This is a genomic window from Streptomyces sp. GLSS-08, from assembly GCF_056387915.1.
Map to the genome: position 1 here is coordinate 126,730 of NZ_JBWJAQ010000012.1, position 12,826 is coordinate 139,555.

Annotated in this window: 10 protein-coding genes; 7 read left to right on the forward strand and 3 right to left on the reverse strand. The window is 70.9% G+C overall.

Annotated features, from left to right (window positions below):
• Positions 1-304 precede the first annotated feature (304 nt).
• The 6 genes from AC0ZLC_RS22230 to AC0ZLC_RS22255 all read left to right on the forward strand — a co-directional run bounded on the left by AC0ZLC_RS22230 (position 305) and on the right by AC0ZLC_RS22255 (position 8,450).
• The gene (locus AC0ZLC_RS22230; protein WP_476753697.1) at positions 305-2,704 is read left to right on the forward strand and encodes a bifunctional SulP family inorganic anion transporter/carbonic anhydrase; all 2,400 of its coding nucleotides are present in this window, start codon (positions 305-307) and stop codon (positions 2,702-2,704) included.
• Between the two features lie 266 nt (positions 2,705-2,970).
• Positions 2,971-4,971, forward strand: a complete 2,001-nt coding sequence (acs, locus tag AC0ZLC_RS22235) for an acetate--CoA ligase (RefSeq protein WP_476753698.1) — start codon at positions 2,971-2,973, stop codon at positions 4,969-4,971.
• A gap of 212 nt (positions 4,972-5,183) precedes the next feature.
• Positions 5,184-6,638 (forward strand): Na+/H+ antiporter NhaA, encoded by a 1,455-nt coding sequence (gene nhaA, locus AC0ZLC_RS22240; protein ID WP_476753699.1) that lies wholly within the window; start codon positions 5,184-5,186, stop codon positions 6,636-6,638.
• A gap of 43 nt (positions 6,639-6,681) precedes the next feature.
• Positions 6,682-7,170, forward strand: coding sequence for a phage holin family protein (locus AC0ZLC_RS22245; RefSeq protein WP_476753700.1), 489 nt, complete (start codon positions 6,682-6,684; stop codon positions 7,168-7,170).
• Complete coding sequence (locus AC0ZLC_RS22250) at positions 7,167-8,117, forward strand: alpha/beta fold hydrolase (RefSeq protein ID WP_476753701.1); 951 nt, start codon at positions 7,167-7,169, stop codon at positions 8,115-8,117. Before AC0ZLC_RS22245 ends, AC0ZLC_RS22250 begins: the two co-directional genes overlap by 4 nt.
• A gap of 153 nt (positions 8,118-8,270) precedes the next feature.
• The gene (locus tag AC0ZLC_RS22255; protein ID WP_476753702.1) at positions 8,271-8,450 is read left to right on the forward strand and encodes a hypothetical protein; all 180 of its coding nucleotides are present in this window, start codon (positions 8,271-8,273) and stop codon (positions 8,448-8,450) included.
• A gap of 78 nt (positions 8,451-8,528) precedes the next feature.
• Here AC0ZLC_RS22255 and AC0ZLC_RS22260 read toward each other — a convergent pair whose 3' ends face one another.
• The 3 genes from AC0ZLC_RS22260 to nth form a co-directional block, all read right to left on the reverse strand.
• The gene (locus tag AC0ZLC_RS22260; protein WP_476753703.1) at positions 8,529-9,728 is read right to left on the reverse strand and encodes a MarP family serine protease; all 1,200 of its coding nucleotides are present in this window, start codon (positions 9,726-9,728) and stop codon (positions 8,529-8,531) included.
• A 13-nt stretch (positions 9,729-9,741) separates the two neighbouring features.
• A complete protein-coding gene (locus AC0ZLC_RS22265; protein ID WP_476753704.1) occupies positions 9,742-10,509 on the reverse strand; it encodes an NUDIX hydrolase in 768 nt (255 codons plus the stop codon).
• Between the two features lie 61 nt (positions 10,510-10,570).
• Complete coding sequence (nth, locus tag AC0ZLC_RS22270; protein WP_476753810.1) at positions 10,571-11,731, reverse strand: endonuclease III; 1,161 nt, start codon at positions 11,729-11,731, stop codon at positions 10,571-10,573.
• Between the two features lie 251 nt (positions 11,732-11,982).
• Here nth and AC0ZLC_RS22275 point away from each other — a divergent pair, with 251 nt between their 5' ends.
• Positions 11,983-12,657 (forward strand): Crp/Fnr family transcriptional regulator, encoded by a 675-nt coding sequence (locus AC0ZLC_RS22275; RefSeq protein ID WP_016642758.1) that lies wholly within the window; start codon positions 11,983-11,985, stop codon positions 12,655-12,657.
• Positions 12,658-12,826 lie beyond the last annotated feature (169 nt).

A 12,826-nucleotide genomic window follows, 5' to 3' on the forward strand; every position in this document is an offset into this window, starting at 1 on the left:
CGCTGCTCAGGGCGTTCTCGGGGTGCTGGGCAGGGGCGTGCCGTCAGCGCCGTCAAGGTCGCACGGACTTTGGAAGAGATTTGTATGACAAGCCGATGAAAATCCCCATTCACTCGGGCGAGTGTTTCGTTGACCCATTTGCCGCTATTCAACCCACCTGCCCTTTACTCTGCATTACGATCCATTTACCGAGCGTTGAATCATCCCGCCGCTGCACGCCGTGACCCACGGCCGCGACCCGCCCCCGTCTCGAGCGGGGGACCACCTGTTCCGCGACCGCGCTGCCCCGGAGGAGACGGGAACCATGTCTGCCTGCGCCCCCGCCCACGCCGCCGACCCGACTCGGCCCCCGCGTGTCCCCGAGCCCCACAGCCCCCGGCCGGCCCCACCCCGCCGATTCCGTATCGCGGGTGCCGATGTGTCGGCCTCCATCGCGGTCTTCCTGATCGCCCTGCCCCTGTCCCTCGGCATCGCCCTGGCCACCGACGCCCCGCTTCAGGCCGGCCTCGTCGCCGCGGCGGTCGGCGGGCTCGTCGCCGGACGGTTCGGCGGCTCCCCGCTCCAGGTGAGCGGCCCGGCCGCCGGCCTCACGGTGGTCACCGCCGAGCTGATCCACCGCTACGGATGGCGTACGACCTGCGCCATCACGGTCCTCGCGGGCATCGCGCAACTAGGCCTCGGATGCCTGCGTGTGGCCCGCTCCGCACTCGCCGTCAGCCCCGCCGTCGTCCACGGCATGCTCGCCGGCATCGGCATGACCATCGCCGTCGCCCAGCTGCACATCGTGCTAGGAGGCACCCCCCAGAGCTCCGTGCCCGCCAACGTGCTGGCGCTGCCCGCCCAGTTGGCCGGGCTGCACCCCGCCGCCGTGTCCATGAGCGTGCTGACCCTGGTGCTGCTGCTGGCCTGGCCGCGGGTCCCCGGGCGGATCGGGCGCGTCCTGCGCAAGGTCCCCGCCGCGCTCGTCGCCGTCGGCGGGGCCACGGCGGCCACCTCGCTCGCCGGGCTGCGCCTGCCCATGGTCGACCTGCCGTCCTGGAGCAGCCACGCACTGGCCGGACTGCCCGAGGGCCCGGTCCTCGGCCTCGTCGCCGCCGTCCTCACGGTGACCCTGGTGTGCAGCGTGCAGTCGCTGCTCGGCGCCGTCGCCGTGGACAAGCTGGTGGCCGGGCGGCCGGGACTGCACGCTCACGTCGGCCGGTCCGACCTCGACCGCGAGCTGCTCGGCCAGGGTGCCGCCAATGTGGTCTCCGGGGCACTCGGCGGTCTGCCGGTCGCCGGCGTGGCGGTACGTACGTCGGCGAATGTGCACGCGGGTGCCGTGAGCCGGAACTCCACGATGCTGCACGGCGTTTTCGTAGTAGCCGCCGCGCTGCTGATGGTCCCGGCCCTGGAGCTGATCCCGCTCGCCTCACTCGCCGCCCTGGTCATGGCCGTCGGCATCCAGATGGTGTCCCTGCACCACATCCGCACCGTGACCCGCCACCGCGAGGTGCTCGTGTACGCCGTCACCACGCTCGGCGTCGTGGCCTTCGGCGTCCTGGAGGGCGTGGCGCTCGGGGTCGCCGTGGCCGTCGGTGTCGCCCTGAACCGCCTCGCCCACACCCGGATCACGCACGAGGAGAGGGAAGGAGTCCAATACGTAGGAGTGCGTGGGCAGTTGACGTTCCTCGCCGTGCCGCGCCTCAGCCGTGCACTGCACCTGGTCCCGCGGGGCTCCGCGGTCGTCGTGGAGCTGGACGGCTCGTTCATGGACCACGCGGCCTACGAGTCGTTGCAGGACTGGCAGAACACGCATGTCGCCCAGGGCGGCAAGGTCGAGATCGCCGGACGCAGGCTCGGGACCCGCATCGCCGAGCCCACGGACGGCTCCCACTGCCGGTGCCGCCCCTGGACACCCTGGCGAAACCACCACTGCGAGCCCTCCGCCGGCCGGCAGCCCGCGTCGGCCGGCGGCCCCTCGGACAGCCGGGAGCGCACCGGTGGGACGGCCGGTTCCCCCGGACGCAGCGGACACCAACTGGCCCGTGGCATCAGCGCGTTCCAGCGCAACACCGCGCCGCTGGTGCGGGGCGAGCTGGCCCGCCTGGCGCGCGAGGGGCAGCGGCCGTCGCAGCTCTTCCTGACCTGCGCCGACTCACGGCTCGTCACATCGATGATCACGTCCAGCGGCCCCGGCGACCTCTTCGTCGTACGCAACGTGGGCAATCTCGTGCCGCCGCCCGGCGAGGAGAGCGGGGACGACTCGGTGGCCGCCGCGATCGAGTACGCGGTGGACGTGCTGGAGGTGCGGTCCATCACGGTGTGCGGGCACTCCGGGTGCGGGGCGATGCAGGCCCTGCTGAACTCCGAGCCCGGTGGAGCGCAGACGCCCCTCAAGCGCTGGCTGCGGTACGGCCTGCCGAGCCTGACGCGGATGGCCACCGCCGACCGGCCGTGGCCCCGGCTCGCCGGACGGGCCCCGGCCGACGCGGTGGAGCAGCTCTGTCTGACCAACGTGGTGCAGCAACTGGACCATCTGCGGGCGCACGATTGCGTGAGCCGCGCCCTGGCGGCGGGGGCGCTGGAGCTGCACGGGATGTATTTCCACGTGGGCGAGGCGCGGGCGTATCTGCTGACCGGCGCCGACGACGCTGAAGGCGTCGGCACGGCCGAGCTGTTCGACCACGTGGACGAGCCCGAGGACCTGCCCAGTCCCGCGTGAGCATGACTGGGGTGCGGCCGGATCAACGACGGCCGCACCCGGCCGGACCCTCCGCCCCCCGGTACGAACAGCCCTCCGCACCAGCTGGCGCCCCTCCCGGATGGCCCCGCCCACCCGTGGCGTCGCCGGGCCGGGCCCGTCCGTGCGCCGCAGACTGAACCCGGCCACCCGCCCGTACGTGCCCCTGAGTGACCCCACGGTCGCCGAATAGGTCTAAACCAATTCCGGATCGGCCCTTGTCATCGGGCCCTCCGGTCTGATGAGCTGTGGCCTGGGACACAACGGACACCCTGGGAAAGGGAGATGTCGTGAGCAACGAAAGCCTGGCCAACCTGCTGAAGGAAGAGCGCAGGTTCGCGCCGCCCGCCGACCTGGCCGCGAACGCCAATGTCACCGCGGAGGCGTATGAGCAGGCCAAGGCTGACAGGCTCGGCTTCTGGGCCGAGCAGGCCCGTCGGCTGACCTGGGCCACCGAGCCCACCGAGACCCTCGACTGGTCGAATCCGCCGTTCGCCAAGTGGTTCAAGGACGGCAAGCTCAACGTCGCGTACAACTGCGTGGACCGGCATGTGGAGGCCGGCCACGGCGACCGGGTCGCCATCCACTTCGAGGGCGAGCCCGGCGACAGCCGCGCGATCACCTACGCCGAACTCAAGGTCGAGGTGTCGAAGGCCGCCAACGCGCTGACCGAGCTGGGCGTCCGGAAGGGCGACCGGGTCGCCGTCTACCTGCCGATGATCCCCGAGGCGGTCGTCGCGATGCTCGCGTGCGCCCGCATCGGCGCCGCCCACTCCGTCGTCTTCGGCGGATTCTCGGCGGACGCGATCGCGGCCCGGATCGCGGACGCCGACGCCAAGCTCGTCATCACCTCGGACGGCGGCTACCGGCGCGGCAAGCCCTCCGCGCTGAAGCCGGCCGTCGACGACGCGGTCAGCCGGACGGACGCCGTCGAGAAGGTGCTCGTCGTGCGCCGGACCGGCCAGGACGTCGCCTGGACCGAGGGCCGCGACGTCTGGTGGCACGAGATCACCGCCAGGCAGTCCGCGGAGCACGCGCCGGAGGCCTTCGACGCCGAGCACCCGCTGTTCATCCTGTACACGTCCGGTACGACGGGTAAGCCGAAGGGCATCCTGCACACCTCCGGCGGCTACCTCACCCAGGCGTCGTACACCCACCACGCGGTGTTCGACCTCAAGCCGGAGACCGACGTGTACTGGTGCACGGCCGACATCGGCTGGGTCACCGGACACTCGTACATCACGTACGGGCCGCTCTCGAACGGCGCGACGCAGGTGATGTACGAGGGCACGCCGGACACCCCGCACCAGGGCAGGTTCTGGGAGATCGTCCAAAAGTACGGGGTGACGATCCTCTACACGGCGCCGACCGCGATCCGTACGTTCATGAAGTGGGGCGACGACATCCCCGCGAAGTTCGACCTGTCCTCGCTGCGGGTCCTCGGCTCCGTCGGCGAACCGATCAACCCCGAGGCGTGGATCTGGTACCGCAAGCACATCGGCGGCGACCGCACCCCGATCGTCGACACCTGGTGGCAGACCGAGACCGGCGCGATGATGATCTCGCCGCTGCCGGGCGTCACCGAGACCAAGCCGGGCTCCGCCCAGCGGGCCCTGCCCGGCATCTCGGCGACCGTCGTCGACGACGAGGCGAACGAGGTCCCGGACGGTGGCGGCGGATACCTCGTCCTCACCGAGCCGTGGCCGTCGATGCTGCGCACCATCTGGGGCGACGACCAGCGGTTCCTCGACACGTACTGGTCCCGGTTCGAGGGCAGGTACTTCGCGGGCGACGGAGCGAAGAAGGACGACGACGGGGACATCTGGCTGCTCGGCCGGGTCGACGACGTCATGCTCGTGTCCGGGCACAACATCTCCACCACCGAGGTCGAGTCGGCGCTCGTCTCGCACCCGTCGGTCGCCGAGGCGGCCGTCGTCGGCGCCGCGGACGAGACGACCGGACAGGCCATCGTCGCCTTCGTCATCCTGCGCGGCACGGCCTCCGCGGAGGACGAGGGCCTGGTCGCGAACCTGCGCAACCACGTGGGCACGGCGCTCGGACCGATCGCCAAGCCGAAGCGGATCCTGCCGGTGGCGGAGCTGCCGAAGACCCGTTCCGGCAAGATCATGCGACGGCTGCTGCGTGACGTCGCGGAGAACCGCGAGCTCGGCGACGTCACCACGCTCACCGACTCCACGGTGATGGACCTCATCCAGGAGAAACTGCCGGCGGCGCCCAGGGAGGACTGAGGTCACGGCCGAGAGGCCTGAGCATGCCCCCGAGGGCACCCGGCGCCGCGCCGGGTGCCCTCTTTGTGTCTAATGTGAAGATCACCGGATCCGTCCCGCAGCACCTTGCGTAAGCTGAGGAACGCGTCAACAACGTCATACGTGGACCCAAGGTGCGCCGGGAAGTCTGGTCGGCATGTGCTCAGCCCTGCCCACCGACCGGAGGTCGCCCCGTGACCGCGCCCAGCACCGCCACCCGTAAGTTCCTCGGCCGGCTCTCGCTGCCCGAGCGGAACTTCGTCGCGAACGCGCTGCGCGCCGAGACCGTCGGCGGCATCCTGCTGCTCGTCGCCGCGATCGCCGCGCTGATCTGGGCGAACGTACCCGCGCTGCACGACAGCTACGAGAGCGTCCGCGACTTCCACCTCGGCCCCGCCGCGCTCGGACTCAACCTGTCCGTCGAGCACTGGGCGGCCGACGGTCTCCTCGCCGTCTTCTTCTTCGTCGCAGGCATCGAGCTCAAGCGGGAACTGGTCGCGGGCGACCTGCGGGATCCGAAGGCCGCGCTGCTGCCCGTCGTCGCCGCGCTCTGCGGCATGGCCGTACCAGCGCTCGTCTACACCCTCGTCAACGTCACCGGCGGCGGCTCCCTCCAGGGCTGGGCGGTCCCGACCGCGACCGACATCGCCTTCGCGCTGGCCGTCCTCGCCGTCCTCGGCACGTCCCTGCCCTCGGCCCTGCGCGCCTTCCTGCTCACACTCGCCGTCGTCGACGACCTGTTCGCCATCCTGATCATCGCCGTGTTCTTCACCGACCGGCTGAACTTCCCGGCGCTCGGCGGCGCCGTCGTGGGCCTCGCCGTCTTCTGGCTGCTGCTGCGCAAGGGGGTACGCGGCTGGTACGTGTACGTCCCGCTGGCCCTCATCATCTGGGGGCTGATGTACAACAGCGGCATCCACGCCACCATCGCCGGTGTCGCGATGGGCCTGATGCTGCGCTGCCACCGGGTGGAGGGCGCGGGACCGGACGGCAAGCCCGAGGAGCGGTCCCCCGGCGAGCGCGTCGAACACCTGGTGCGCCCTGTGTCGGCAGGACTCGCCGTTCCGCTGTTCGCCCTGTTCAGCGCGGGTGTCGCGATGTCCGGCGGCGCCCTGGGCGCCGTCTTCACCCGGCCCGAGACGCTCGGTGTGATCCTCGGTCTGGTCGTCGGCAAGACGGTCGGTATCTTCGGCGGGACCTGGCTGACGGTCCGTTTCACCCGTGCCTCCCTGAGCGAGGACCTCGCCTGGCCGGACGTCCTCGCGGTCTCCTCCCTCGCCGGCATCGGCTTCACCGTGTCGCTGCTCATCGACGAACTGGCCTTCGCGGGTGACCCGGTGCTCGCCGACGAGGTCAAGGCCGCCGTCCTCATGGGCTCGCTGATCGCGGCCGTACTCGCCGGGACGCTGCTGAAGGTACGGAACGCCAAGTACCGCCACCTGTGCGAGGCCGAGGAGCGCGACGAGGACAGCGACGGCATCCCCGACATCTACGAACTCGACAACCCGGCGTACCACTTGCGCATGGCCGACATCTACGAGAAGAAGGCGGCCGAGCACCGCAGGCTGGCCGCGGAGAAGGCGGCCGAGCGACGCGCGCTTGCCGAAGTGAAGGGCGGGGCAGGCGAGGAGAACGCCGGTCCGGCATGATCTGACGGGACCGCACCATTCCATGCAGAAGAGGGAGATCGCGATGAGCGCACCCGACGGCAGCCCGGTCGGCGCCGAACGCAGCATCGGCCAGTTGTTCGCCTCGGCGACTACTGAGATGTCCGCGCTGGTGCACGACGAGATCGCGCTGGCGAAGGCGCAGCTCAGGCACGACGTCAAGCGCGGGGCGGTCAGCGGCGGCGCGTTCTCCGCGGCCGGCGCGGTGCTGATCTTCTCCCTGCCGATGCTGAGCTTCGCCCTGGCGTACGCCATCCGGACCTGGAGCGACTGGAACCTCGCCGTCTGCTTCCTGCTCTCCTTCGCCGCGAACGTGCTGGTCGCCGGGGTGCTCGCGCTGATCGGCGTCGTCTTCGCGAAGAAGGCCAAGAAGGGCAAGGGCCCGCAGAAGGTCGCCGCCTCCATGAAGGAGTCGGCGGGCGTCCTGCAGAACGCCAAGCCGCACCCCCGTGAGGTGACGGCCCACGAGCGTGTCCCGGAGGCCATCGAGGCTGTGGCACGCTCATCCTCATGACCGACCCCGCCACACCTTCGGCTCCACCCGCTTCAGTCGTACGGCTCGACGTGCCCGGCGGGAAAGGGGTCGTCCACCGGGACGTCGCGGCCAACGGCGCGCGCTTTCACATCGCCGAGATGGGCGACGGGCCGCTCGTTCTCCTGCTGCACGGCTTCCCTCAGTTCTGGTGGGCCTGGCGGCATCAGATGGCGGCTCTCGCCGACGCGGGTTTCCGCGCGGTGGCCATGGACCTGCGGGGCGTCGGCGGCAGCGACCGCACCCCGCGCGGCTACGACCCGGCGAACCTGGCCCTCGACATCACCGGGGTCGTCCGGTCGCTCGGCGAGCCCGACGCCGCGCTAGTCGGCCACGACCTGGGCGGCTATCTGGCGTGGACGGCCGCCGTGATGCGCCCGAAGCTCGTCCGCCGGCTGGCGGTGTCGTCGATGCCCCACCCCCGCCGCTGGCGCTCGGCCATGCTCTCGGACGTCAAGCAGACGACCGCGGGTTCCTACATCTGGGGGTTCCAGCGGCCGTGGATCCCCGAGCGTCAACTCGTCGCCGACGACGCCGCTCTGGTGGGCCGTCTGATGCGGGACTGGTCGGGGCCGCGCCTGCCGGACGACGAGGTCGTGGAGACGTACCGGCGCGCCATGTGCATCCCGTCGACGGCGCACTGCGCGATCGAGCCGTACCGCTGGATGGTGCGTTCGATGGCCCGCCCGGACGGCATCCAGTTCAACCGGCGGATGAAGCGGCCGCTGCGCGTGCCGATGCTCCATCTGCACGGTTCGCTGGACCCGGTGATGCGCACGCGCAGCGCCGCGGGCTCCGGGCAGTACGTCGAAGCCCCGTACCGCTGGCGGCTGTTCGACGGACTGGGGCACTTCCCGCACGAGGAGGATCCGGTGGCATTCTCCACCGAGCTCATCAACTGGCTGAAGGATCCCGAACCCGACCGGTGACGAGTCCCGCGGGCGTCCAATAGACGGGTGTTCGAACCCGTTCGGCATCCAGCGGGGAACGCTTGTCCCCGAACAGCCAAATGCCTCGCGCATAGGCCAATTGGGGGCCCGGGAGGCGGTTACCGACCATGAGGCCCGGGCAGACGTCGGGGTATGGGCTGGACGCACGACTACAGTGACGCAGCACGCACCCGTCGCTCGGCCACGGGCCTGAGCCCCCACCGGAGGGGTGCCCCGCAGCTGCAGGGCACGGACCTCAGGCTGGGAATCCCGCACATCCTGCGCCGCCGGGCCCGCTGGGTCTCGGCGCGACTGCGCCACCCCCGCGGCTGACCCGCCGACCGGACGCCACGGCTCTTCGGCCCGGCTGACCGGACAGCGGACAACGGACAACGGACAGCTTCCGCCTCGTCAGAGCGCGCAGCTGTCGCTGTCCACCTGCTGGTTCGCCGTACGACCCTTGGTGATGTCCTCCCGGACCTCGTCCGCGGTCAGCGCGTAGCCGGTGTCGTCGTTGTCGAGGGACTTGGCGAACACCACGCCGTACACCTTGCCTTCGGGTGTGAGCAGCGGTCCGCCGGAGTTTCCCTGGCGCACGATCGCGTAGAGCGAGTAGACGTCGCGCCGGACCGTGCCGCGGTGGTAGATGTCCGGACCGTTGGCGGTGAGCCGGCCGCGCACCCGCGCGGGCTGCACGTTGTACGCCCCGTTCTGCGGGAAGCCCGCGACGATCGCGCCGTCGTCCCTGGTCGCGTCCTTGGACGTGAACCGCAGGGTGGGCGCGCGCAGGTTCGGCACGTCCAGTACGGCGATGTCGCGCTCCCAGTCGTACAGGACGACCGTCGCATCGTACTTCCGGCCCTCGCCGCCTATCTGGACCGTGGGCTCGTCGACACCGCCGACCACGTGCGCGTTGGTCATGACGCGGCGCTCGCCGAAGACGAAGCCGGTGCCTTCGAGGACCTTGCCGCAACTCTGCGCGGTGCCCATGACCTTGACGATGGACTTCTGCGCGCGCTTGGCCACCGCGCTGTTGGCGAGCGCCGGGTCCGGGGGCTGGACCTCGGTGATCGGTTCGTTCGCGAAGGGGCTGAAGACCTGCGGGAAGCCGTTCTGCGCGAGGACCGAGGAGAAGTCGGCGAACCAGGTGTCGGCCTGGGTGGGCAGCGCCCGCGACACGCCCAGCAGCACCTTGGAGCCGCGTACTTCCTTGCCGAGCGTCGGCAGCGTCGTACCGGCGAGGGCCGAGCCGATCAGCCAGGCCACGAGCAGCATCGCCACCACGTTGACCAGGGCGCCGCCCGTCGCGTCCAGGGCACGGGCGGGTGACCAGGTGATGTACCGGCGGAGCTTGTTGCCGAGATGGGTGGTGAGGGCCTGGCCTACGGAGGCGCAGACGATCACGACGATCACCGCGACGACGGCGGCGGTCGTACTGACCTCCGTGTCCTCGGTCATGGCACCCCAGGCAACGGGGAGCAGATAGACCGCGACGAGGCCGCCTCCCAGGAAGCCGATCACCGACAGGATGCCGACGACGAAGCCCTGGCGATAGCCCACGATCGCGAACCACACGGCGGCGACCAGCAACAGGATGTCCAGCACATTCACGGAGGCCACCCTGTCATGCGCGCCAGTCGAGCGGGACCTGCTTCTCCCGGTCCCAGGGCAGCTCCCAGCCCGCGTAGTGGAGGATCCTGTCGATGATCCCGGCCGTGAAGCCCCAGACGAGGGCCGATTCGACCAGGAAGGCCGGGCCCCGGTGACCGCTGGGGTGGACCGCCGTCGCCCGGTTCGCCGGGTCCGTGAGATCCGCCACGGGGACCGTGAAGACCCGCGCCGTCTCGGCCGGATCGACGGCGTCGACCGGGGTCGGACGGCGCCACCAGCCGAGCACCGGTGTCACCACGAAGCTGCTCACCGGAATGTAGAGCCGGGGCAGCACGCCGAAGAGCTGGACGCCGCTCGGGTCGAGGCCGGTCTCCTCCTCGGCCTCGCGCAGAGCGGCCCGCAGCGGCCCGTCGGTCTCGGGGTCGCCGTCCTCGGGGTCGAGGGCGCCGCCGGGGAAGGACGGCTGGCCCGCGTGCGATCTGAGGGAACTCGCGCGTTCCATGAGCAGCAGCTCGGGGCCGCGGTCCCCCTCGCCGAAGAGGATCAGCACGGCGGACTGGCGGCCCGCGCCGTCGGCCGGCGGCAGGAAGCGGCTCAACTGGAGCGGCTGCACCGTCTCCGCGGCGCGGGCCACCGGCTCCAGCCAGCCGGGCAGGCCGACCTTGCTCGGCGCGATCCCGTCGGCGGACAGGCCGCGGCCCAGGTGTGTGCCGTGGCCGTGCTGCGTGCCGTGGCCCTGGTGTGTGCCGTGGCCGTGGTGCGTATGGCTCGCGTGCGTCATCGCCACCCCCGTTCTTCCGGTCTCAACGCGTGCGGGGCCGCGGATCGTTCCGCGCCGCAGGTCATCCGGTGCCCAGGGGCGGTGCCGCGATACCACCGGCGTCCAGGTAGGCCTGCGGGGGCTTGAGACGCTGGCCCGGGAAGCCGCCCTTCTCGTACTTCAAAAGCTTCTTCGCCTTCTCGGGGTCCGTCTCGCCCTCCCCGTACGCCGGGCAGAGCGGGGCGACGGGGCAGGCGCCGCAGGCCGGTTTACGGGCGTGACAGATGCGGCGGCCGTGGAAGATCACGTGGTGCGAGAGCATCGTCCACTCGCTCTTCGGGAAGAGTGCACCGACGACCGCCTCGACCTTGTCCGGGTCGGTCTCGTCCGTCCACTGCCAACGGCGCACGAGGCGTCCGAAGTGGGTGTCCACGGTGATGCCGGGCCGCCCGAAGGCGTTGCCGAGCACCACGAACGCGGTTTTGCGGCCCACTCCGGGCAGCTTGACGAGGTCTTCCAGCCGACCGGGCACCTCGCCCCCGAAGTCGTCCCGCAGCGCCTTGGACAGTCCTATCACCGACCTGGTCTTGGCCCGGAAGAACCCGGTGGGCCGCAGGATCTCCTCGACCTCCTCCGGGTTGGCGGCGGCCAGGTCCTCGGGCGTGGGGTACTTCGCGAAGAGTGCCGGTGTCGTCTGGTTCACCCGCAGGTCGGTCGTCTGCGCGGACAGTACGGTGGCGATCACGAGCTGGAACGCGTTCTCGAAGTCCAGTTCGGGGTGCGCGTACGGATACACCTCGGCGAGTTCGCGGTTGATGCGGCGGGCCCGACGGACGACGGCGGGGTCGGGCTTGGGCTGCTGCGGCGGGGGCTTCTTGACCGCGGTCCTGGCCGTCTTGGCCGTCTTGGCCGTCTTCGCCGTCTTGGCAGCGTTCCTGGGCGGGGCCGTTTCGGTCAGCGCCTTCTTCGCGGACGCGGCCTTCTTCGCGGACGCGGCCCTCTTCGCGGGTGGCTTCGCGGGTGTCGCCTTCTTGACGGCGGTCTTCTCCGGCGCGGTCGTCTGCTCCGCCGGCGCGGTCGTACGCCCGGCGGGCGCCGGCTTCTTCACGATGGCCTTCGTCTTCTTCTTCTCGGCGGGCTTCTCGGCGGCGGCCTGCACCGGCGCCGACCCTGCCGCATTTGTCGGTTTACTGGTTCCGCCCGTGGCCTGTTCGCCCACAGCGGAATCGCGACGTACAACCACCCGCCCAGCCCCCTTGGCCTGTGCTCTCACCGGCGATTTGGACACCCGGCCAGCCTAAAGCCCGGCACCGACATCCGCCCCGGACCCTGAAGATCGGCCCCCAATTGGCCCCCTGCCGCACTCGCCAGGACGCCAGTACGGCAGACTTGTGACTGATCACACTGTTTGGAACGCCCGGCAAAATGGGGAACACGGTCCCCTGGCACACGGGGGAGCAAGATCCCCTGAGCAGGTCGACAAGGAGAGAACTCGTGGACGACGTTCTGCGGCGCGCCCCGCTCTTCGCGGCGCTCGATGACGAGCAGGCCGCGGAGCTCCGCGCCTCCATGAGTGAGGTGACCCTCGCCCGCGGTGACGCTCTCTTCCACGAGGGTGACCCCGGGGACCGGCTGTACGTGGTCACCGAGGGCAAGGTGAAGCTCCACCGCACCTCCCCCGACGGCCGGGAGAACATGCTGGCCGTCCTCGGTCCCGGCGAGCTGATCGGCGAGCTGTCGCTGTTCGACCCCGGTCCGCGTACGGCCACGGCCAGCGCGCTCACCGAGGTCAAGCTGCTGGGCCTCGGCCACGGCGACCTCCAGCCCTGGCTGAACGCGCGGCCCGAGGTGGCCGCCGCCCTGCTGCGCGCCGTCGCCCGGCGCCTTCGCAAGACCAACGACCAGATGTCCGACCTGGTCTTCTCGGACGTGCCGGGCCGGGTGGCCCGCGCGCTCCTGGACCTCTCCCGCCGCTTCGGCGTGCAGTCGGAGGAGGGCATCCACGTCGTGCACGACCTGACGCAGGAGGAGCTGGCCCAGCTGGTCGGCGCCTCCCGCGAGACGGTCAACAAGGCCCTCGCCGACTTCGCCGGGCGCGGCTGGCTCCGCCTGGAGGCCCGTGCCGTGATCCTGCTGGACGTCGAGCGGCTCGCGAAGCGCTCGCGCTGACGCCGTCCGCTTCTTCGCCGTACGCGACGGGGCCCCGCCTTCTGGAGAGGCGGGGCCCCGTCGTCGTCGACGGACGTTTCCCGCCCCTTCGCCCCGTCCCGGCTCAGCGCTGACGCGCTCGTCCTGAAATGCCGGACGGGCCGACCATGGCAACGGGCACAGTGGGTCC